Source organism: Pseudomonas sp. UFMG81, assembly GCF_015354575.1.
In the GTDB taxonomy this organism is placed as follows: Bacteria; Pseudomonadota; Gammaproteobacteria; order Pseudomonadales; family Pseudomonadaceae; genus Aquipseudomonas.
The window spans coordinates 1-20755 of sequence record NZ_JACAFQ010000040.1 but is presented as its reverse complement, the minus strand read 5'-3'; the positions used below and the strand labels follow the sequence as shown (position 1 = coordinate 20755).

The window sequence follows — 20755 nt, the reverse complement described above, 5'->3', positions numbered from 1 at the left end:
AAAGCATAAGGGCATCTATGACCTCGCAGCATTACCCGACCCGGTTGCCTTGCGGCAACCGGGTTCTTGATTTGTCCCGTACCCATGTCATGGGTATCCTCAATATCACCCCCGACTCATTCTCCGATGGCGGTCGCTTCAGCCAGCGTGACGCAGCCCTGCGCCATGCCGAGGCAATGGTGGTTGCCGGTGCGACCCTGGTCGATGTCGGCGGCGAGTCGACCCGCCCCGGGGCTCGGGCGGTATCGCCCACCGAGGAACTGGAGCGTGTGGCGCCGATCGTCGAAGCGATCAGCAGCCGGCTCGACGTGGTCATTTCCGTCGATACCTCGACGCCTGCGGTGATGCGCGAGTCAGCCCGCCTGGGTGCAGGCTTGATCAACGATGTGCGCGCCCTGGAGCGCGACGGTGCGCTCGATGCCGCAGCCGATACCGGGTTACCGGTGTGCCTGATGCACATGCGTGGCGAGCCGGGCAACATGCAGGACGATCCGCATTACGACGATGTGACCGCCGATGTCGCGCGCTATCTTGAACAGCGCATGGCGGCCTGCGCGGCAGTGGGTATCGCTGCCGAGCGTATCGTCCTCGACCCCGGATTCGGGTTTGCCAAGACCCTTGAGCACAACCTGAGCCTGTTCAAACACATGGAAGCGCTCTACCGCCTCGGCCGGCCACTGCTGGTCGGCGTTTCGCGCAAGAGCATGATCGGCCTCACCCTGGATCGCCCGGTCAGTGAGCGGTTGTACGGCAGCCTGGCGTTGGCGGCACTGGCCATGACCAAGGGTGCGAGCATCCTGCGCGTTCATGATGTCGCCGAAACGGTCGATGTAGTGCGCATGATCGCCGCCGTGCAGGGCGCCGAATAAGAATTCTGGAGTTTCTATGAGCAGAAAATACTTTGGTACCGATGGTATCCGTGGCCGCGTTGGCCAATTCCCCATCACCCCAGACTTCATGCTGAAACTCGGCTGGGCCGCGGGTATGGCCTTCCGCAAGCAGGGGCATTGCCGGGTGCTGGTCGGCAAGGATACGCGGATCTCCGGGTACATGTTCGAATCCGCGCTGGAAGCCGGGCTTTCCGCCGCCGGTGCCGATGTGATGCTGCTCGGCCCGATGCCGACCCCGGCGATCGCCTACCTGACACGCACCTTCCACGCCGAAGCCGGCATCGTCATCAGTGCTTCGCACAACCCGCATGACGACAACGGCATCAAGTTCTTCTCCGGTAACGGCACCAAGCTGCCGGACGAAGTCGAGCTCATGATCGAGGAACTGCTCGACCAGCCCATGACCGTGGTCGACTCGAGCAAGCTGGGTAAAGTGTCGCGCATCAATGACGCTGCCGGCCGCTACATCGAGTTCTGCAAGAGCAGCGTGCCGACCAGCACCAGCTTCGAAGGGCTGAAGATCGTCGTCGATTGCGCCCATGGGGCCACCTACAAGGTCGCGCCGAGCGTCTTCCGCGAGCTGGGCGCCGAAGTGACGGTGCTGCATGCTGCGCCGGACGGCCTGAACATCAACGAAAATTGTGGCTCGACCCACATCGAGTCGCTGCAGGCCGCCGTGCTGGTCGGGCACGCTGACCTCGGTATCGCCTTCGACGGCGACGGTGACCGAGTGCTGATGGTTGACCACACTGGCGCCATCATCGACGGTGACGAGCTGCTTTACATCATCGGCCGCGACCTGCACGAGCGCGACAAGCTGCAGGGTGGGGTGGTCGGCACCCTGATGAGCAACCTCGGGCTCGAGCTTGCGTTCAAGGAGCTGGGCATCCCGTTCGTGCGCGCCAAGGTCGGCGACCGCTACGTCATGGCCGAGCTGCTCGAGCGTGACTGGTTGCTCGGTGGCGAGAACTCCGGGCACGTTGTGTGCTGCAACCACACCACCACCGGTGACGCGATCATCGCGGCGTTGCAGGTGCTGATGGCCCTCAAGCGTCGCGGCGAGACCCTCGCGCAGGCGCGCCAAGGCGTGCGCAAATGCCCTCAAGTGTTGATCAATGTGCGCTTCGAGGCAGGCAAGAGTGACCCACTGGAAAACCCGCTGGTGAAAGAGGCCAGCGACAAGGCCACCGAGGCCATGGCTGGCCGTGGGCGCGTGCTGCTGCGCAAGTCCGGCACCGAGCCACTGGTGCGGGTAATGGTCGAAGGTGACGACGAAAGCCAGGTGCGCGGCCATGCCGAAGCCCTGGCCAAGCTGGTTGCTGAAGTTTGTGCCTGAAAGAGGCTTGCCAGCGCAGATCGGGTTGGGTAAGATCTGCGCCCACTTTGACCGACGAGGTAAAGCATGCGTCGCCCCATGGTAGCTGGTAACTGGAAGATGCACGGTACCCGCGCCAGCGTCGCTGAGCTGACTCAGGGCTTGGGCGAAATGCTCATCCCAGGCGGTATCGAAGTCGCAGTGTTCCCGCCTGCGCTGTTCATCAATCAAGTCATTGATGGCCTGCAGGCGAAAGGGATCGCTGTTGGAGCACAGAATTCTGCTGTACAGCCTGAACAAGGCGCGCTGACCGGGGAAGTTGCACCGAGTCAGTTGGCTGAAGCAGGTTGCAAGTATGTTTTGATCGGGCACTCCGAGCGTCGCCAGATTATTGGTGAAACTGATGAAGTGCTGAATCAAAAGTTTGCAGCTGCACAGCAAAGTGGTTTGACGCCGGTGCTCTGTATAGGGGAAACTCTCGCAGAGCGCGAGGCAGGCGAGACGCTAGAAGTTGTAGGGCGTCAACTAAGCAGTGTTATCGACGCGTTCGGTATCAAGGCTTTTGCCAATGCAGTTATTGCCTATGAGCCTGTTTGGGCCATCGGTACTGGTTTGACGGCCTCGCCGCAGCAAGCCCAGGATGTGCATGCAGCCATCCGCAAGCAGCTGGCAGCGATGGACGCCGAAGTTGCCGGAAACGTGCAGCTTCTCTACGGCGGCAGCGTGAAGGCGGCCAATGCGGCTGAACTGTTCGGCATGCCGGATATCGATGGGGGGCTCATTGGTGGAGCGTCCCTGAACGCAGACGAATTCGGTGCAATTTGTCGCGCCGCAGGAAACTGAACAAATGCTGGAAACAGTCGTAGTTGTTTTTCATCTGTTGGCGGCATTGGCGCTGGTTGTAATGGTGCTGCTGCAACAGGGTAAAGGTGCGGAAGCCGGTGCATCTTTCGGCGCAGGTGCTTCAAATACTGTGTTCGGGAGCCAAGGTTCCGCTACCTTTTTGAGTAAAGTTACTGCTATACTTGCTGCCACTTTCTTTTTGACTGCACTTGGGTTAGGATACTTCGCCAAGCAGCAGGCTCACCAGCTGACTCAAGCTGGTCTGCCAGATCCAGCAGTGCTGGAAGTCAAAGAGCCAAAGCCGGCAGTCAATGATGATGTACCGGTGCTCCAACAGCAGAAGAGTGAAACCACCAACTCTGGTGACGTACCTCCTCCCGCCAAAGAGCAGCAGTAACGGGTTTCAAGAAGTAGTATTGCCGAGGTGGTGGAATTGGTAGACACGCAACCTTGAGGTGGTTGTGCCCATAGGGTGTAGGGGTTCGAGTCCCCTTCTCGGTACCAATTGAAGCATGAGAGCCCGCTTTACGCGGGCTTTCTTGCAGGTGGAGGTTGGATTGACCCTGTAGGGGGTTCGGTCTTATACTTTCGCCCCAGCTTTGTCGCGGGGTGGAGCAGCTTGGTAGCTCGTCGGGCTCATAACCCGAAGGTCGTTGGTTCAAATCCAGCCCCCGCAACCAGCTTCAGCACAGCCCCTTTTCAGGGGCTTTTTGCTAGCCGACAGTTTTCGGCGTCGTTGTCCAACGGCGCTTTCAGGGATGGGCGCTTCGCCCATTTTTTATTTGCACAGCATGCACGAGGGGGTTCAGGTGTCGAGCAAGCTAGAACAGTTGCAGGCCTTGCTGGCCCCGGTGGTCGAGGGTCTGGGCTATCAGTGCTGGGGGATCGAATACGTTTCCCAGGGTAAGCATTCGGTACTGCGTATCTACATCGACAAGGATGGCGGCATCCTGGTGGAGGACTGCGAAGCGGTCAGTCGTCAGGCCAGCGCCATTCTGGATGTGGAAGATCCGATCAGCAGTGAATACACCCTTGAGGTTTCCTCTCCAGGCATGGATCGCCCGCTGTTCACTCTGGAACAGTTTGCCTCGCATGCCGGCGAGCAAGTGAAGATCAAGCTGCGTACGCCCTTCGAAGGTCGTCGTAACTTCCAGGGCCTTCTCCGTGGTGTGGAGGAGCAGGATGTGGTGGTTCAAGTGGACAACCATGAGTTCCTGTTGCCGATCGACTCGATCGACAAGGCCAATATTATTCCCAGTTTTGACTGAGACGTGCCGGGCCCGGCGGAATTTCCGGGCCCAATGGCTTGCGCAAGGCGAGGCGTACGATGAGCAAAGAAGTACTGCTGGTTGTTGAATCGGTATCCAACGAGAAAGGTGTACCGCCCGGCGTCATTTTCGAAGCGCTGGAAGTGGCCCTGGCCACTGCGACCAAAAAACGTTTTGAGGACGAAGTCGACCTGCGTGTGGAAATCAACCGCCACACCGGTAGCTACGAGACCTTCCGTCGCTGGACCGTGGTCGATGAAAACGACCTGGACGATCCGGCGATCGAGACCTGGCTGGAAAAGATCCAGGACACGCACCCGGACGCCAAGATCGGTGACGTGATCGAAGAGAAGATCGAGTCGATCGAGTTCGGCCGCATCGCTGCGCAAACCGCCAAGCAAGTCATCGTGCAGAAGGTTCGCGAAGCCGAGCGCGCCCAGGTGGTCGATGCCTACCGCGAACGCGTGGGCGAGATCATCTCCGGCACCGTGAAGAAGGTCACCCGCGACAACGTCATCGTCGACCTGGGCAACAACGCCGAGGCGTTGCTGGCCCGCGAAGACATCATTCCCCGTGAGACCTTCCGTGTCGGCGTGCGCCTGCGTGCGCTGCTCAAGGAAATCCGCACCGAGAACCGCGGCCCGCAGCTGATCCTGTCGCGCACCGCGCCACAGATGCTGATCGAGCTGTTCCGCATCGAAGTGCCGGAAATCGCCGAAGGCCTCATCGAAGTCATGGCCGCCTCCCGTGATCCGGGTTCGCGTGCCAAGATCGCCGTCCGCTCCAAGGACAAGCGCATCGACCCACAAGGTGCCTGCATCGGCATGCGTGGTTCGCGCGTCCAGGCCGTATCCGGCGAGCTGGGTGGCGAGCGTGTGGATATCGTCCTGTGGGACGAGAACCCGGCGCAGTTCGTCATCAACGCCATGTCGCCGGCAGAGGTTGCCGCGATCATCGTTGATGAAGATGCCCATGCGATGGACATCGCCGTGGCCGAGGACAACCTGGCCCAGGCCATCGGTCGTGGCGGCCAGAACGTTCGCCTGGCCAGCCAGCTGACCGCCTGGACCCTGAACGTGATGACCGAGAAGGACATCCAGGCCAAGCAACAGGCTGAAACCGGCGACATCCTGCGTAACTTCATCGAGGAACTGGAAGTCGACGAAGAGCTGGCACAGGTGCTGGTCGACGAAGGCTTCACCAGCCTCGAAGAAATTGCTTACGTACCGTTGGAAGAAATGCTCAACATCGATGGCTTTGACGAGGACATCGTCAACGAGCTCCGCGCTCGGGCCAAGGACCGTTTGTTGACCAAAGCCATCGCTACCGAAGAAAAACTGGCAGACGCCCATCCGGCCGAAGACCTGCTCTCCCTCGAGGGCATGGACAAGGACCTGGCGGCGGAACTGGCGGTGCGCGGCGTGGTTAACCGCGAAGACCTGGCCGAGCAGTCGATTGACGACCTGCTCGACATCGACGGCATCGACGAAGAGCGTGCCGGCAAGTTGATCATGGCCGCCCGAGCCCACTGGTTCGAGTAATTAGGCGCGGCCTGAGGAGAGAAGTGCATGACGCAAGTCACGGTGAAAGAACTGGCCCAAGAGGTCGAGGCACCGGTAGAGCGCCTGCTGCAGCAGATGCGTGAGGCAGGTCTGCCGCACACCGACGCCGGTCAGGTAGTGACCGACAATGAGAAGCAGACCCTGCTGACTCATTTGAAAAGCAGCCACAAGAGCAAGGCGGAAGAGCCGCGCAAGATTACCTTGCAGCGCAAGACCACCAGCACGCTGCGTGTCGCCGGTAGCAAGAGCATCAGCGTAGAAGTACGCAAGAAGAAAGTATTCGTGCAGCGCAGCCCGGAAGAAATCCAGGCTGAGCAGAAACGCGAGCAGGAAGAGCGCCGCGCCGCCGAAAACGCCGCGCGCGACAAGGTCGAAGCCGAAGTGCGTCAGCGCAACGAGGAGCAGGCACGCCGTCAGGCCGCCGAGGCCCCGGCCGCTGCGCCAGTTGCCAAGGCCGAGCCAGCACCGGTTGCTGCCCCGGTAGTGGCCAACGCGCCGGTGTCCGAAGACGCCGCCGCTCGTGCTGCCGAGCGCAAGAAAGACGAGACCCGTCGCAACGAGAGCCGCACCCGTGATGACGATCGTCGCGGTGGTGGCCCGGCTGCCGCCGGCCGTGGCGATGCGCCGCGCATGTCGGTCAAGGTCAAGGTCAAGGAGAAGGAAAAGGCTCCGACCCCTCGCGCTGCCCCACGTACCACCGACGAAGAGAGCGATGGCTTCCGTCGTCGCGGCGGCAAGGGCAAGGGCAAGAAGCGCAACCAGCACGGCTTCCAGAACCCGACCGGTCCCGTCATCCGTGACGTCACCATCGGCGAAACCATCACGGTTTCCGAACTGGCCAACCAGATGTCCGTCAAGGGCGCTGAAGTGGTCAAGTTCATGTTCAAGCTGGGCACCCCGGTCACCATCAACCAGGTGCTCGACCAGGAAACCGCACAGCTGGTCGCCGAAGAGCTGGGCCACAAGGTCACCCTGGTCAGCGACACCGCCCTGGAAGACTCCCTGGCCGAATCGCTGAAGTTCGAAGGCGAGACCACCTCGCGTGCGCCGGTCGTGACCGTCATGGGCCACGTCGACCACGGTAAGACCTCGCTGCTCGACTACATCCGTCGTGCCAAGGTTGCCGCTGGCGAAGCCGGTGGTATCACCCAGCACATCGGTGCCTACCACGTCGAAACCGACCGTGGCATGGTCACCTTCCTCGACACCCCTGGCCACGCTGCGTTTACGCAAATGCGTGCCCGTGGTGCCAAGGCGACCGACATCGTCATCCTGGTGGTGGCGGCGGACGACGGCGTGATGCCACAGACCCGCGAAGCCGTACAGCACGCGAAAGCTGCTGGCGTACCGCTGGTCGTTGCGGTGAACAAGATCGACAAGCCAGGTGCTGACCTCGATCGCATCCGAAACGAGCTGTCCGTCGAAGGCGTGACCTCCGAGGAATGGGGTGGTGACACGCCGTTCGTCAAGGTTTCGGCGAAGATGGGTACCGGTGTCGACGAGCTGCTCGAAGCTGTCCTGCTGCAGGCCGAGATCCTCGAACTCAAGGCCACCCCGACTGCCCCTGGTCGTGGTGTCGTGGTCGAGTCGCGTCTGGACAAGGGCCGCGGCCCGGTAGCGACCATCCTGGTTCAGGACGGTACCCTGCGTCAGGGCGACATGGTCCTGGTCGGCTCCAACTATGGCCGCGTGCGTGCCATGCTCGACGAGAACGGCAAACCGGTGAAAGAAGCCGGCCCGTCGATCCCGGTCGAGATCCTTGGCCTGGACGGTACCCCGGACGCTGGCGAAGAGATGTCGGTGGTTGCCGACGAGAAGAAAGCGCGTGAAGTGGCGCTGTTCCGTCAAGGCAAGTTCCGTGAGGTCAAGCTGGCCCGTGCTCACGCCGGCAAGCTGGAAAACATCTTCGAGACCATGGGTCAGGAAGAGAAGAAGACCCTCAACATCGTCCTCAAGACCGACGTGCGCGGTTCGCTCGAGGCGCTGCAGGGCTCGCTCAGCAGCCTGGGCAACGACGAAGTTCAGGTACGCGTGATCGGTGGCGGCGTCGGTGGTATCACCGAAAGCGACGCCAACCTGGCGCTGGCTTCGAATGCAGTACTGTTCGGCTTCAACGTGCGTGCCGATGCCGGTGCGCGCAAGATCGTCGAGCAGGAAGGTCTGGATATGCGTTACTACAACGTGATCTACGACATCATCGAAGACGTCAAGAAAGCCCTGACCGGCATGCTCGGCAGCGATGTTCGCGAGAACATCCTGGGTGTGGCCGAAGTGCGTGACGTATTCCGTTCGCCGAAGTTCGGCGCCATCGCTGGCTGTATGGTCATCGAGGGTACCGTGTACCGCAACCGTCCGATCCGCGTACTGCGCGACGACGTGGTGATCTTCGAAGGCGAGCTGGAATCGCTGCGTCGCTTCAAGGACGACGCTGCCGAAGTGCGTAACGGCATGGAGTGCGGTATCGGCGTGAAGAGCTACAACGACGTCAAGGTCGGCGACAAGATCGAAGTGTTCGAGAAAGTCCAGGTGGCTCGTACCCTGTAAGGGTGAGCCCGTTGCCAACCCCCGTGCAGGGCGGTTGGCAGCGCCTTTGCAGGCAGCGCCCGGTCAGGCTAGAGCTTGACCGGGCGTTTGCCGCTTTAAGTTACAGGTAACAAGAATGGCAAAAGAATATAGCCGTACCCAACGTATCGGTGATCAGATGCAGCGCGAGCTGGCCGAGCTGATCCGCCGTGAAGTCAAAGATCCGCGCGTCGGCCTGGTGACCATCACCGCCGTCGACGTCAGCCGCGACCTGGGCCACGCCAAGGTGTTCATCACCGTCATGGGCGAAGAAACCCCGGACGCCGTGCAGCAGTCGCTCAAGGCCCTGAACAGCGCCGCCAGCTTCCTGCGCCTGCACCTGGGCCGCTCGATGCAGCTGCGCAGCGTGCCGCAGCTGCATTTCCACTTCGATGAAAGCGTCAGCCGTGGTGTGCACCTGTCGGCACTGATCGAGCGCGCGGTCGCCGAAGACCGTCTGCACAAGGATGCCGACGAGCCGGGTGCCAAGGAGTAAGCGGTGGCCCAGGTAAAACGTATTCGCCGCAATGTCAGCGGCATCATCCTGCTCGACAAGCCGCTGGGGTTCACCTCCAACGCCGCGTTGCAGAAGGTCCGTTGGCTGCTCAACGCCGAGAAGGCCGGCCACACCGGCAGTCTCGACCCACTGGCCACCGGCGTGCTGCCGTTGTGCTTCGGGGAAGCGACCAAGTTCTCCCAGTACCTGCTCGAGTCCGACAAGGGCTACGAAACGGTCATGCAAATGGGCCAGACGACCAACACCGGCGATGCTGAAGGCGAAGTCCTCAAGACCCGCGAAGTGACCGTTGGTCGCGCCGACCTCGAAGCGGTCATCCCGCGTTTTCGCGGTGAGATCCAGCAGGTACCGCCGATGTACTCGGCCCTCAAGCGCGACGGCCAGCCGCTGTACAAACTGGCGCGTGCAGGAGAGGTAGTGGAGCGCGAGGCGCGTTCTGTTACTATTGGCCGCTTGGAGTTGCTCGAGTGCGAAGGCACCCGTGCACGGCTGAGCGTAGGATGCAGCAAAGGCACCTATATCCGCACCCTGGTGGAGGATATCGGCGAGGCCCTTGGCTGTGGCGCCTATGTCGCCGAGCTGCGCCGCACGCAAGCCGGGCCCTTCGTGCTGGCACAGACCGTCACCCTCGAGGAACTCGAGCAGGCTCACGCCGAAGGCGGCAACGAAGCGCTCGACCGTTTCCTGCTACCCGCCGATAGCGGCTTGCAGGATTGGCCACTGGTGGTATTGTCCGAGCACAGCGCGTTCTACTGGCTGCATGGCCAGGCGGTTCGCGCACCGGATGCACCGCAGTTCGGCATGGTCCGCGTACAGGATCACAATGCCCGCTTCATCGGTATCGGTGAAGTGAGCGAAGACGGGCGCATTGCGCCGCGTCGACTGATTCGGTCGGAATGACCGAACCCACAGGGCGAGGTCAACGCTTTGCCCTGCGGACTAGAGGATGGCTGTCAGTAGGCACGGTCATTACTCATTTTATTAATACGGGGATTTTAGTCCCTGGCCTATTGGACCCCGCTTGCGGGATCCGTTTATCAGGAGAAGCCACATGGCCCTCAGCGTCGAAGAAAAAGCTCAGATCGTTGCAGACTATCAGCAAGCCCAAGGCGACACCGGTAGCCCGGAAGTTCAGGTTGCTCTGCTGACCTTCAACATCAACAAGCTGCAAGGCCACTTCAAGGCCAACGAAAAAGACCACCACTCCCGTCGTGGTCTGATCCGTATGGTCAACCAGCGTCGTAAGCTGCTGGACTACCTGAAGGGCAAGGACACCACCCGTTACAGCGCCCTGATCGGTCGCCTGGGCCTGCGTCGCTAATAGCGGCCTGGCCAGTGGTGTTGCAAGGCGTGTCGCATTCTTCGGCAGGGCTGTTAATCAGCCTCGCCGTTGGGCACGCCGCGCGATCTGCGAGGTTGGCAGCCTGGTTAGCCGTGCGGTTCATCCGCTCGGCGCCAGGCTCCCAGCCTCGTGTTGTATCTGGACGGTCAATCGAGCCGATACTCTATTCCGCCCAAGAATTCGCAAGAACCAGTTCCCCCAAGAGCCACTGAAGAAGGTAGGAAACCGTGAACCCGGTAATCAAGAAATTCCAGTTCGGTCAATCGACCGTTACGCTCGAAACGGGCCGCATCGCCCGTCAGGCCACCGGCGCTGTGCTGGTCACCGTCGACAACGATGTCACCGTGCTGGTGACCGTGGTCGGTGCCAAGCAGGCCGACCCGGGCAAAGGCTTCTTCCCGCTGTCCGTGCACTACCAGGAAAAGACCTACGCTGCCGGCAAGATCCCAGGTGGCTTCTTCAAGCGTGAAGGCCGCCCATCGGAAAAAGAAACCCTGACCTCGCGCCTGATCGACCGTCCGATCCGCCCGCTGTTCCCAGAAGGTTTCATGAACGAAGTGCAGGTTGTCTGCACCGTCGTTTCCACCAGCAAGAAGACCGATCCGGACATCGCTGCGATGATCGGTACCTCGGCCGCCCTGGCCATCTCCGGCATTCCGTTCGAAGGCCCGATCGGCGCTGCCCGCGTTGCCTTCCACGAAAGCACCGGCTACCTGCTGAACCCGACCTACGAGCAACTGGCTGCCTCGAGCCTGGACATGGTCGTTGCCGGTACCGAGTCGGCCGTGCTGATGGTTGAATCGGAAGCCCAAGAGCTGACCGAAGACCAGATGCTGGGCGCCGTACTGTTCGCCCACGACGAGTTCCAGTCCGTGATCAAGGCGGTCAAAGAGCTGGCCGCCGAAGCTGCCAAGCCGACCTGGGACTGGAAACCTGCCGTCGCTAACACCGAGCTGTTCAACGCCATCCGCGCCGAGTTCGGCGAGGCTGTCTCGCAGGGCTACACCATCACCGTCAAGGCCGACCGCTACGCGCGCCTGGGTGAGCTGCGCGACCAGGCGATCGCCAAGTTCTCCGGTGAAGAAGGCCAGCCTTCGGCCGGCGAAGTCAAAGACATCTTCGGCGAAATCGAATACCGCACCGTTCGCGAAAACATCGTCAACGGCAAGCCGCGTATCGACGGTCGCGACACCAAGACCGTGCGCCCGCTGAACATCGAAGTCGGCGTGCTGCCGAAAACCCACGGTTCGGCGCTGTTCACCCGTGGTGAAACCCAGGCGCTGGTGGTTGCCACCCTCGGTACCGCCCGTGACGCCCAGCTGCTGGACACCCTCGAAGGCGAGAAGAAAGACCCCTTCATGCTGCACTACAACTTCCCACCGTTCTCGGTGGGCGAGTGTGGCCGCATGGGCGGTGCTGGCCGTCGTGAAATCGGCCACGGCCGTCTGGCCCGCCGTTCGGTCCAGGCCATGCTGCCAGCCGCTGACGTCTTCCCGTACACCATCCGCGTGGTATCGGAAATCACCGAGTCCAACGGCTCCAGCTCCATGGCTTCGGTCTGCGGTGCTTCCCTGGCCCTGATGGACGCCGGCGTACCGATGAAAGCCCCGGTTGCCGGTATCGCCATGGGCCTGGTCAAGGAAGGTGACAAGTTCGCCGTCCTGACCGACATCCTCGGTGACGAAGACCACCTGGGCGATATGGACTTCAAGGTTGCCGGTACCGCCAAAGGCGTCACCGCGCTGCAGATGGACATCAAGATCAACGGCATCACCGAAGAGATCATGGAAATCGCCCTGGGCCAGGCCCTGGAAGCGCGCCTGAACATCCTCGGCCAGATGAACCAGATCATCGGCGAGTCGCGTACCGAGCTGTCGGCCAACGCCCCGACCATGATCGCGATGAAGATCGACACCGACAAGATCCGTGACGTCATCGGTAAAGGCGGCGCCACCATCCGCGGCATCTGCGAAGAGACCAAGGCTTCGATCGACATCGAAGACGACGGTTCGATCAAGATCTTCGGCGAAACCAAGGAAGCGGCAGATGCTGCCAAGCAGCGCATCCTGGGTATCACCGCAGAAGCCGAGATCGGCAAGATCTACGTCGGCAAGGTTGAGCGTATCGTCGACTTCGGCGCCTTCGTCAACATCCTGCCGGGCAAGGACGGCCTGGTGCACATCTCCATGCTGAGCGACGCTCGCGTTGAGAAGGTCACCGACATCCTGAAGGAAGGCCAGGAAGTCGAGGTTCTGGTACTGGACGTGGACAACCGCGGCCGTATCAAGCTGTCGATCAAGGACGTTGCCGCTGCCAAGGCATCGGGCGTCTAAGCCTTAGCAGGCAAGAAAAAAGGACCCTTCGGGGTCCTTTTTTTATGGGTCTTGATTGTGCTGGCCGCATCGCCGGCAAGGCTTGCACGCTTTGTGTAGGAGCGGCCTTGTGTCGCGAAAGGGGTGCGCAGCGCCCCCAGGATTTCGAGTACGCCCTAGATCGTCGGGGCCGCTCCGCGGCCCTTTCGCGACACAAGGCCGCTCCTACAGATTCATGCGCAAGACAGTTGCTCCCGCAGAAGACTGCGTGCATCCACTGCGGGGGGCTTCGGTTCGCCGCTGCGATGCGGCGGGTGCGGGTAATCGTTGGTGAGCTTGCATCTTGCACACAACTTTTCTCGCCTGATTGCAAATTGCACGATCTCCACCTAATCAATGAATCATTAAGTAGTTGATTTATAACGATTTAATTTAAGAGCAAAAACTGGCACAACCCCTGCAACATCACTCCTACCTGACGCCAGGAACCACGGCGCAGACCTTTCGAAAAACAGGAGTGACCCACATGAAGAAGTTCGCCATTGCTGCCGCTACTGCTACCGCTCTGACCCTGACCATGGCTAACGCGGCTTTTGCCCAGCAGTCCACCCAGGCCCCGATGACGCTTGCGGCCGGTGAGGTGACCAAAACCAAGGAAGCGGCATCCGACACCTGGATCACCACCAAGGTGAAGGCTGACCTGATGACCGAGAAAGGTGTGCCAGGCAGTGATATCAAGGTCGAGACCAACAAGGGTGTGGTTTCTCTTTCCTCCGAAACGGCCGTGACCGATGCCCAGAAAGAAATGGCCATTGCCATCGCCAAGAAGATCAAGGGCGTACAAGCCGTCTCGGCTGACGGCCTGAAGGCTGACTAACCCAAGGAATGTCCCGTCGGTCAAACGGACTTGACCACCCCTTCAAGTAAGTAAGAAGCCCCGGCAACCGCCGGGGCTTTTTGCTTGAAGGGGGGCGGGCGGTACGGGCGTCAATTGACCGGATTGCGCGCCACCACATCGCCCTCGAAGCACTCCTGCTCGACAATCAATGGCTCTACCAGCGGCCGGCTGTCACGAAAGTGCGCGGTCTGCGTATGGGCCTCGTAGGCGGCGTCGTCCTGATAGATTTCGTAGAGGTAGATAACGTCGGCGTCTTCCCGATCCTGGGACACATCGAACACCAAGCACCCTGGCTCGGTGGCCACGGAGGCGGCGGCGTTGGCCTTGATAGCCGTGAGGAAGGCGTCGGCGGTGCCAGGTTTGACGCGGGTCTTGATAAACAGGCTGTACACAAGCGGCTCCTTTTGTTTTAAATTCGCTATCGAATTGTATACAAAAATGGAGCCATGCCCATGTCTGATCTACCTGCCCGTCCTGGCCGCCTCAACGGCCTGCGCCATATCGCCCTGCTGGTACCCAATCTGGAGGAGTGCGAGCGCTTCTACGTCGATGTGCTCGGCATGGAGGTGCTCAACCGTGCCAACGAAGACCTGGTCTACCTCACCTGCGGTAACGACAACCTGTCGCTGGGGCGTGGCGCGGGGGCTGCCAATGGTTTGCAGACCCTGGATCACTACGGCTTCATCGTCGATACGGTGGAGGAGCTGGAAGCCTGGTACCAGTACTTCAAGGCCCGTGGCGTGACGCTGCTCGACCGCCCGTTCAATCACGGCGATGGGGCGCGCAGCTTCCATCTGCTGGACCCGGCGGGGAACAAGGTGCAGCCGCTGTATCACCCGTCGGTATCGGGGCAGCGGTTGGCTTGAGCGTGATGGCCAACCTGAGCACCCAATCGCCGGCAAGCCGGCTCCCACAGGTACAGCGCAAGTCTTGAGAATGGCGCGCTCAGGGTGGTAGCAACTGTTGACTGTGCAGACCTCATCGCTGGCAAGCCGGCTCCCACTGGGATCGAGCATGACATGAGGTCAACGCGGTCGGTGTGGGAGCCGGCTTGCCGGCGATTGCTGGCGACGCGGTTAGCGCAGGCTACTCGGCATCCAGATGCAAGGGCGTGACCACCCGGCCATCGCTTTCGGCCTGGCCCAGGTTGGTGTCGATGAAGTACACCCGGTCATCTTCCAGCTGGCCCTTGTCGACCAGGTAGTCCTTGATGCTGCTGGCCCGCTCCTGCCCCAGGGTGCGCAGCAGCGGGGCACTTTCGGCCCAGGACTTGATCACCGCTTCACGCAGTTTGGCGCTGCGCTCGTCGCGGCCCAACTGCTGCCATTCGGCAGGTGGCTGCTGCTTCAGGCGGGTACGGTAGATGCCTTCGAGCATGGCCGGCTTGTCGCTGTCATCGACCACCAACAGCGAGGCATTGGCTGGCACCTTGTCGCCGCGGCGCTGGAGGATCTTGTACCAGGTGGCCTGGTACTCGCGCTCCAGGCGTTGCTGGGCGATCAACGGGCCATCGCTGCCCTGGGCGGCAGTGCCTTCGATCTCCAGGCGCAGTTCCGGGCGCTCCTTGAGCGCCGAAGCCAATTTGTCGAGCGATGCCTGGGCATCCGGCGTCAGGTCGCTGGAGCCCGCGGCGAAGGACACATTCCCCAGGTCCTCGGCACCGCCACCGGACACCAGCCCGCCAATGAACTTGAACGGCGCCTGGGCCGCACGCAGCACCAGGTTGCGCAGGGTCTGCCAGACGATCGGCATGACGCTGAACTGCGGGTTGTTGAGGTCGCCCGACACCGGCAGCTCGATGGAGATCTTGCCCTCGGTGTCCTTGAGCAGCGCCACTGCCAGGCGAATCGGCAGGTCCACCGCGTCCGGGCTGTCGACCTTCTCGCCCAGTTGCAGTTGCTCCACCACCAGTTTGTTCTCGGCTTTGAGCTGGCCGTTGGTGATCAAGTAGTGCACGTCGAGGTTGAGGCGCCCCTTGCGAATGCGGAAACCGGCGAACTTGCCCGAGTAGGGGGTCAGGGTGGTCAGCTCGACGCGTTTGAAACTGGTGGCGATATCCAGGCTGGCCAACGGGTTGAACGGGTTGAGCGCGCCCTTGATGGTCACCGGCGCATAGCGGTCGACCTTGCCCTTGATGTCCACCTTGGCCGGTTGCGGCTTGCGGTTGTCGATGGTGCCGATCTGGCCGTTGAGCTGCTGCACGGCGGTGGCGAAGTTGGGGGTCAGGGTCAGGTCGGCAAAGTTGGCCGAGCCGTCGTTGATGCTGATCTGGCCGATGCGGATCCCCAGCGGCTTGCTGCTGGCGGCACTGGCCGGCTTGGCCTGGGGCGCGGCAGGCGTGTCGGCCGGTTGCGGGATCAGCAGGTCATCGACGTTGGTGGTGCGGTCTTCGTTGATGATGAAGCGCGCGTAGGGTTGTAGCAGGGTCACCTTGTCGATCGACAGCGCATCGCCATGTACGTAGGACAGGCCATCGACATTGACTTGCTGCCATTTGACGAAGTCGCGGTTCTTGATGGTGTCCAGGGTGTGCAGCTGGTTGGCCTGGGCCTTGCCGGTGATGCTGAAGGCCAGCGGCTCGGTGCTCTTGAGGTCGACATTGAGGTCGCTGGAGAGCATGCCGCTGCGCAGTTCCAGGCGGATGAACGGGGTGATGTAGGCCTGGGCCACGCGCAGGTCGATGTCGCGGGTGGCCACGTCCAGTTTCGCGGTGATCGGCGCCAGGTTGACTTCACCCGCCGCCTGCAACTTGCCTTGCTTGCCGACGCCGGTATCGAGCTTGAGGGTGAAGGGCGACTGGTTGAGGCTGTCGAAGTTCTGCAGGTCGAGGTTGAGCGGGCCGACGTCCAGCGCCACGGGTTCTTTCTGGCTGCGGTCGGCCAGGTGGACCAGGTAGTTGCGTGCCTGCACGTCCTTGAGCAGTACCTGCCAAGGCTTGCTCGGCTCGGCGGCGGCCTTTTCCTGGTCGCTGGGTTCAGCGACGGCGGGCTCGGCCTTTTCCTTCGGCGTGGCCTTGGGCGGCTGGCTGGCGAACAGCTTCTGCCAGTCGAGCTGGCCGTCCTTCTCCAGCGCGGCCCAGGTTTCGAGCTTCTCGCTGCGGATCTTGCCAACGGTGACCAACTGTTTGGCCAGGTCGATGGAGGTCTCGCTCACCTCCAGGCTGGCCAGGCGCGCCAGGGGCCGGCCATCCGGGGCCTTGATGGCGAAGGGCGCGATGCGTACCGAGGTGTTGTCCAGCAGCAGCTCGGTCTCTTTGGCAAGGTTGAGCTTGTAGTGGGTGTCGAGGCTGACCACACCTTCTTCCAGCACCAGCGGCACGGCGTCGCGCACGTAAGGCCAGAAGGCCTTCATCTTGCCTTCGGTGACCTTGAGCGTGCCTTCGGAGGCGATCGGGGCCAGGCTCAGGCTACCGCTCCAGTCGATCCGCCCACCGGCCGGGCCGATGGCCACCAGGGTCATGTCGGCGTTGTCGTCGGGCAGGGTGCTGAGGTTCTTCAGCTCCAGGTTCATCGAGTCGTAGATGAACTCGATGGGTTCGCTGGGGCGCAGGTCCTGGAAATGCAGGTAGCCTTCACTGAGCTTGATGCTGCCGATGCGCAGCGGGAAGGGGTCACTGGGCGGCTCGTCCGCCTTGGGCTGGCTGGGTGGGAGCTTGAACAGCTGGGTCAGGTTGAGGCTGCCGTCCTTGGCGAACAGCAGCTCGGTACGTGGCTTGTCGAGCTCGACGGCTTCCAGGCGCAGGGCCTTGGTCCATAGGCTATCGAGCGACAGGTTGGCGTAGAGGCGTTCGAAGCCGACCTGTTCCTTGCCGGGTTCACCGATCTGCAGCCCCCAGAGCGTCAGCTCCAGGCTGAACGGGTTGAGTTCGATACGTTGCAGGTGCGCAGGCACCGTGGCGTACTGCGCCAGTTGCTGGTTGGCGATACGCAGTGCGATACCGGGGAGAATGAAAAAGCCAAGCAGGCTGTACAGGGCCACCAGGGCCAGCAAGGCGCCGATGGCGCGGGTCAATCCTTTGGGCATGTGTCGCTTCGTCTGTATCAGGCTGGAGTGCTTGGAGTATGGCAGGTTAAACGGGTTCCGCCGGAGCGGGCAAAAAACCTCACTCGATGCCCATGCGCCGCCGGGCACGGTGCGCCGAGCCGTTACGCATGGCCCAGCGCAGCACCGGCGCGGTGTTTTCCAGCCCCAGGCGCACCATGCGCCGTTCCAATGCACTCTGGTGCAGGCCGAGCATGTCGCTGGCCCAGTCCGGAAGCAGGTCGACGCCGGCCTTGAGCATCAGCTTGCCCACGGGCTCCGCCAGGCGGCTGGGGGCGGGGGCTTCGAGCAGGATCTGCATGACCTCGTGGCTACGGGCATCGCAGCGCAGTGCCGGGCGCATGCGGCGCAGGTAGTCCTGCACCTCGATGCATGAGCGTGGTACGTCGCGGGCGCCGAGGCGTTCGGCGATCAAGGCTATTTCGGCGTAGTAGGCATCCTGGTCGGCGCGGGGCAGGGCAGGGTTGCGATAGCGCAGGTGGGCGGCGAGGAAGCTGCTCACCTCGGCCACATGCACCCAGGTCAGCAGGTCGGGGTCGCTGGCGGCATAAGGGCGCCCGTCGGGGGCGGTGCCCACCACCTTGAGGTGGATGGTGCGCACCTTGTCGATCAGCCATTCGGCGTCGCGGGTAGAACCGAAGGTGGTGCCGGAGATGAACTGGCTGGTACGGCGCAGGCGACCGAGCAGGTCCTGGCGAAAGTTCGAATGGTCCCACACCCCAGCCAGGGCCAGCGGATGCAGCAGTTGCAGCATCAGCGCGCTGATGCCGCCCACCAGCATGCTGGGGAAGTCGCCGTGCACCTGCCAGCTGATGCTCTGCGGGCCGAACAGGCCCGGGTCGCCCTTGGGCGATTCCAGGTCGAGCTGGCCGAGGGCCGCGCCGGTGAGGCTCATGACCTGGGTTTCGATGCGACGGCGTAGGGCTTCCATGGCGACCTTGTGTGCAAGGCGGCCTGGCCAGGCCGCGGGTTACTGGTTGAGGCGCTTGTCGATCAGGCCCTGGACCACGCTCGGGTCGGCGAGGGTGGAGGTGTCTCCCAGGTTGTCCAGTTCGTTGCAGGCGATCTTGCGCAGTATACGCCGCATGATCTTGCCCGAGCGGGTCTTGGGTAGCGCCGGGGCCCACTGGATCAGTTCGGGCTTGGCGAAGCTGCCGATTTCCTTGCTGACCAGCGCCAGCAGTTCGGCCTTGAGCGCATCGTCCGGGGTGACGCCGTTCATGGGGGTGACGAAGGCGTACACGCCCTGGCCCTTGAGGTCATGGGGGTAACCCACCACTGCGGCTTCGGCGACGCTGTCGTGCAGCACCAGGGCGCTTTCCACCTCGGCGGTGCCGATGCGATGGCCGGAGACGTTGATCACGTCGTCGATGCGCCCGGTGATCCAGTAGTCGCCATCGGCATCGCGGCGGGCGCCGTCGCCGGTGAAGTAGTAGCCGGGCATGGGCTTGAAGTAGGTGTCGACCATGCGCTGGTGATCGCCATAGACGCTGCGGATCTGCCCGGGCCAGCTGGCCTTGATCGCCAGCAGACCGGCGCCGGGGCCTTCGATCAGCTTGCCCTTGTCGTCGAGCAGCACCGGTTGCACGCCGAACATCGGCTGGGTGGCGCAACCCGGTTTGAGCCGCTGGGTGCCGGGGAGGGGGGTGAGCATGATGCCGCCGGTCTCGGTCTGCCACCAGGTGTCGACGATGGGGCAGCGCTTCTGCCCGACTTCTTCGAAATACCACTCCCAGGCTTCGGGGTTGATCGGTTCGCCGACACTGCCGAGCAGGCGCAAGCTTGCCCGTGAAGTGCCCTGTAAGGGGCCGGAGCCTTCACGCATCAAGGCGCGCAGGGCGGTAGGCGCGGTGTAGAAGATGTTCACCTGGTGCTTGTCGACCACCTGCCAGAACCGCGAGGTGTCGGGGTAATTGGGCACGCCCTCGAACATCAGCGAGATTGCGCCGTTGGCCAGCGGGCCGTAGACGATGTAGCTGTGGCCAGTGACCCAGCCCACGTCGGCGGTGCACCAGAACACCTCGCCGTCGCGGTAGTCGAACACCACCTTGAAGGTCATCGTCGCCTGCAACAGGTAGCCGGCGGTGGTGTGCAGCACGCCCTTGGGCTTGCCGGTGCTGCCGGAGGTATAGAGGATGAACAGCGGATCCTCGGCGTCCATCGGTTCGGCCGGGCAATCGTCGCCTGCTTTTTCCGTCACCTGGTGGTACCAGAGGTCGCGACCTTCGTTCCAGGCCACGTCGCCACCGGTGCGCCTGACCACCAGCACGCTGCTGACATTCGGGCAACTGGCCAGTGCCTTGTCGACGTTCTGCTTGAGTGGGATGCGCTTGCCGCCGCGCACGCCTTCATCGGCGGTGATCACGGTGCGGCAGTCGGCGTCGAGGATGCGGTCACGCAGGGCGTCAGGGGAGAAACCGCCGAACACCACGGAATGGATGGCACCAATGCGGGTGCAGGCGAGCATGGCGTAGGCGGCTTCGGGGATCATCGGCATGTAGATGCACACCCGGTCGCCCTTCTTCACACCGCGCGCCTTCAGCGCGTTGGCCAGGCGGCAGACCTGGCGGTGCAGCTCGCGGTAGGTGATGGCCTGGCTGTCTTTCGGGTCGTCGCCTTCCCACAGCAGGGCGGTCTGTTCACCGCGCTGGGCCAGGTGGCGATCGATGCAGTTGTGGCTGACGTTGAGCTGGGCGCCGTCGAACCAGCGGGCCTGGCCGGTCTTCAGGTCGCACTGCTGCACATGGGCCCAGGGTTTGAACCAGTCGAGGCGCTTGGCCTGTTCGGCCCAGAAGGTATCAGGGTCGTCCACCGATTGGCGGTAGAGGCGGCGGTAGTCGTCGTCGGACAGTGTGGCGGCCTGGCTGACGGCCAGGGCCTGGGGGTAGTCGCGGATATCGAACATGGCGGGTGGTCCTGCTCTTGTTAGGGGCGAGGGACTGCAACGGCTATTCGATGGACAGTGTAGCTGGGGGAGGTGTTCAAAATGTGCCGGCGATAGGGCCAGTACAGGCCTCAGATCAACCGCGGTGACGCCCGCGGAAGTAGTTAATCAGGCCTTGGGTCGAGCCATCTTCGGCGCTCTCTTCCTGGGCGCCGACCAGGCGCTGGTACACGCCCTTGCCCAGTTCCTTGCCCAGTTCCACGCCCCATTGGTCGAAGGCGTTGATGCCCCAGATCACGCAGATCACGCTTTGCACGAACA

17 protein-coding genes, 2 tRNA genes and 1 pseudogene are annotated in these 20755 nt (G+C 62.3%); 15 read left to right on the top strand and 5 right to left on the bottom strand.

Annotation, left to right across the window (positions count from 1 at the left end; all coding sequences use genetic code 11):
* Nucleotides 1–17: 17 nt before the first annotated feature.
* From folP to IX761_RS22895, 14 genes are all read left to right on the top strand, one after another.
* Nucleotides 18–869: a dihydropteroate synthase gene (folP, locus tag IX761_RS22960; protein ID WP_194791790.1), complete on the top strand. Its 852-nt coding sequence runs from the start codon at nucleotides 18–20 to the stop codon at nucleotides 867–869.
* Nucleotides 870–885: 16 nt separating this feature from the next.
* Nucleotides 886–2226: a phosphoglucosamine mutase gene (gene glmM / locus IX761_RS22955; RefSeq protein WP_194791789.1), complete on the top strand. Its 1341-nt coding sequence runs from the start codon at nucleotides 886–888 to the stop codon at nucleotides 2224–2226.
* 66 nt (nucleotides 2227–2292) lie between these two features.
* Nucleotides 2293–3048 (top strand): triose-phosphate isomerase, encoded by a 756-nt coding sequence (tpiA, locus tag IX761_RS22950; RefSeq protein WP_194791788.1) that lies wholly within the window; start codon nucleotides 2293–2295, stop codon nucleotides 3046–3048.
* 4 nt (nucleotides 3049–3052) lie between these two features.
* Nucleotides 3053–3445: a preprotein translocase subunit SecG gene (gene secG, locus IX761_RS22945; RefSeq protein ID WP_028691255.1), complete on the top strand. Its 393-nt coding sequence runs from the start codon at nucleotides 3053–3055 to the stop codon at nucleotides 3443–3445.
* A gap of 21 nt (nucleotides 3446–3466) precedes the next feature.
* A tRNA-Leu gene (locus IX761_RS22940) sits at nucleotides 3467–3552 on the top strand.
* Nucleotides 3553–3651: 99 nt separating this feature from the next.
* Nucleotides 3652–3728 (top strand) — tRNA-Met (locus IX761_RS22935).
* Between the two features lie 129 nt (nucleotides 3729–3857).
* Nucleotides 3858–4316 carry a ribosome maturation factor RimP gene (rimP, locus tag IX761_RS22930; RefSeq protein ID WP_194791808.1) on the top strand — a complete coding sequence of 153 codons (459 nt, stop codon included), beginning with the start codon at nucleotides 3858–3860 and terminating at the stop codon, nucleotides 4314–4316.
* A 59-nt stretch (nucleotides 4317–4375) separates the two neighbouring features.
* A complete protein-coding gene (gene nusA / locus IX761_RS22925; protein ID WP_110735081.1) occupies nucleotides 4376–5857 on the top strand; it encodes a transcription termination factor NusA in 1482 nt (493 codons plus the stop codon).
* Between the two features lie 27 nt (nucleotides 5858–5884).
* On the top strand, nucleotides 5885–8422 hold the full coding sequence (gene infB, locus IX761_RS22920) for a translation initiation factor IF-2 (protein ID WP_194791787.1): 2538 nt from the start codon (nucleotides 5885–5887) through the stop codon (nucleotides 8420–8422).
* Nucleotides 8423–8537: 115 nt separating this feature from the next.
* Complete coding sequence (gene rbfA / locus IX761_RS22915; RefSeq protein ID WP_194791786.1) at nucleotides 8538–8936, top strand: 30S ribosome-binding factor RbfA; 399 nt, start codon at nucleotides 8538–8540, stop codon at nucleotides 8934–8936.
* Nucleotides 8937–8939: 3 nt separating this feature from the next.
* Nucleotides 8940–9857: a tRNA pseudouridine(55) synthase TruB gene (gene truB, locus IX761_RS22910; RefSeq protein ID WP_194791785.1), complete on the top strand. Its 918-nt coding sequence runs from the start codon at nucleotides 8940–8942 to the stop codon at nucleotides 9855–9857.
* A gap of 151 nt (nucleotides 9858–10008) precedes the next feature.
* Nucleotides 10009–10278: a 30S ribosomal protein S15 gene (rpsO, locus tag IX761_RS22905; protein ID WP_110735089.1), complete on the top strand. Its 270-nt coding sequence runs from the start codon at nucleotides 10009–10011 to the stop codon at nucleotides 10276–10278.
* Nucleotides 10279–10526: 248 nt separating this feature from the next.
* On the top strand, nucleotides 10527–12632 hold the full coding sequence (gene pnp / locus IX761_RS22900) for a polyribonucleotide nucleotidyltransferase (protein WP_194791784.1): 2106 nt from the start codon (nucleotides 10527–10529) through the stop codon (nucleotides 12630–12632).
* A gap of 505 nt (nucleotides 12633–13137) precedes the next feature.
* Nucleotides 13138–13488 carry a BON domain-containing protein gene (locus tag IX761_RS22895; protein WP_194791783.1) on the top strand — a complete coding sequence of 117 codons (351 nt, stop codon included), beginning with the start codon at nucleotides 13138–13140 and terminating at the stop codon, nucleotides 13486–13488.
* A 110-nt stretch (nucleotides 13489–13598) separates the two neighbouring features.
* On the opposite strand, the gene IX761_RS22890 is transcribed toward IX761_RS22895, so the two are convergent.
* The gene (locus tag IX761_RS22890; protein ID WP_194791782.1) at nucleotides 13599–13901 is read right to left on the bottom strand and encodes a putative quinol monooxygenase; all 303 of its coding nucleotides are present in this window, start codon (nucleotides 13899–13901) and stop codon (nucleotides 13599–13601) included.
* Nucleotides 13902–13961: 60 nt separating this feature from the next.
* Here IX761_RS22890 and IX761_RS22885 point away from each other — a divergent pair, with 60 nt between their 5' ends.
* Nucleotides 13962–14375, top strand: a complete 414-nt coding sequence (locus IX761_RS22885) for a VOC family protein (protein ID WP_194791781.1) — start codon at nucleotides 13962–13964, stop codon at nucleotides 14373–14375.
* A gap of 220 nt (nucleotides 14376–14595) precedes the next feature.
* Here IX761_RS22885 and IX761_RS22880 read toward each other — a convergent pair whose 3' ends face one another.
* From IX761_RS22880 to IX761_RS22865, 4 genes and pseudogenes are all read right to left on the bottom strand, one after another.
* Entirely contained in the window at nucleotides 14596–17532 is a 2937-nt protein-coding gene (locus IX761_RS22880) for a DUF748 domain-containing protein (protein WP_194791780.1), read from the bottom strand.
* A 79-nt stretch (nucleotides 17533–17611) separates the two neighbouring features.
* Nucleotides 17612–18481 carry an oxygenase MpaB family protein gene (locus IX761_RS22875; RefSeq protein WP_194791779.1) on the bottom strand — a complete coding sequence of 290 codons (870 nt, stop codon included), beginning with the start codon at nucleotides 18479–18481 and terminating at the stop codon, nucleotides 17612–17614.
* Nucleotides 18482–18520: 39 nt separating this feature from the next.
* Nucleotides 18521–20455, bottom strand: a complete 1935-nt coding sequence (gene acs, locus IX761_RS22870) for an acetate--CoA ligase (RefSeq protein ID WP_194791778.1) — start codon at nucleotides 20453–20455, stop codon at nucleotides 18521–18523.
* A 115-nt stretch (nucleotides 20456–20570) separates the two neighbouring features.
* A pseudogene (locus IX761_RS22865) lies at nucleotides 20571–20755 on the bottom strand (glucose-6-phosphate isomerase); the annotation flags it as partial.

What these genes read in the sequence shown, in the direction of transcription:
- IX761_RS22895 (WP_194791783.1), top strand. Translation starts at nt 13,138, where the DNA reads ATGAAGAAGTTCGCCATTGCTGCCGCTACTGCTACCGCTCTGACCCTG.
- tpiA (WP_194791788.1), top strand. Translation starts at nt 2,293, where the DNA reads ATGCGTCGCCCCATGGTAGCTGGTAACTGGAAGATGCACGGTACCCGC.
- glmM (WP_194791789.1), top strand. Translation starts at nt 886, where the DNA reads ATGAGCAGAAAATACTTTGGTACCGATGGTATCCGTGGCCGCGTTGGC.
- secG (WP_028691255.1), top strand. Translation starts at nt 3,053, where the DNA reads ATGCTGGAAACAGTCGTAGTTGTTTTTCATCTGTTGGCGGCATTGGCG.
- infB (WP_194791787.1), top strand. Translation starts at nt 5,885, where the DNA reads ATGACGCAAGTCACGGTGAAAGAACTGGCCCAAGAGGTCGAGGCACCG.
- IX761_RS22875 (WP_194791779.1), bottom strand. Translation starts at nt 18,481, where the DNA reads ATGGAAGCCCTACGCCGTCGCATCGAAACCCAGGTCATGAGCCTCACC.
- IX761_RS22885 (WP_194791781.1), top strand. Translation starts at nt 13,962, where the DNA reads ATGTCTGATCTACCTGCCCGTCCTGGCCGCCTCAACGGCCTGCGCCAT.
- rpsO (WP_110735089.1), top strand. Translation starts at nt 10,009, where the DNA reads ATGGCCCTCAGCGTCGAAGAAAAAGCTCAGATCGTTGCAGACTATCAG.
- nusA (WP_110735081.1), top strand. Translation starts at nt 4,376, where the DNA reads ATGAGCAAAGAAGTACTGCTGGTTGTTGAATCGGTATCCAACGAGAAA.
- acs (WP_194791778.1), bottom strand. Translation starts at nt 20,455, where the DNA reads ATGTTCGATATCCGCGACTACCCCCAGGCCCTGGCCGTCAGCCAGGCC.
- IX761_RS22880 (WP_194791780.1), bottom strand. Translation starts at nt 17,532, where the DNA reads ATGCCCAAAGGATTGACCCGCGCCATCGGCGCCTTGCTGGCCCTGGTG.
- rbfA (WP_194791786.1), top strand. Translation starts at nt 8,538, where the DNA reads ATGGCAAAAGAATATAGCCGTACCCAACGTATCGGTGATCAGATGCAG.
- folP (WP_194791790.1), top strand. Translation starts at nt 18, where the DNA reads ATGACCTCGCAGCATTACCCGACCCGGTTGCCTTGCGGCAACCGGGTT.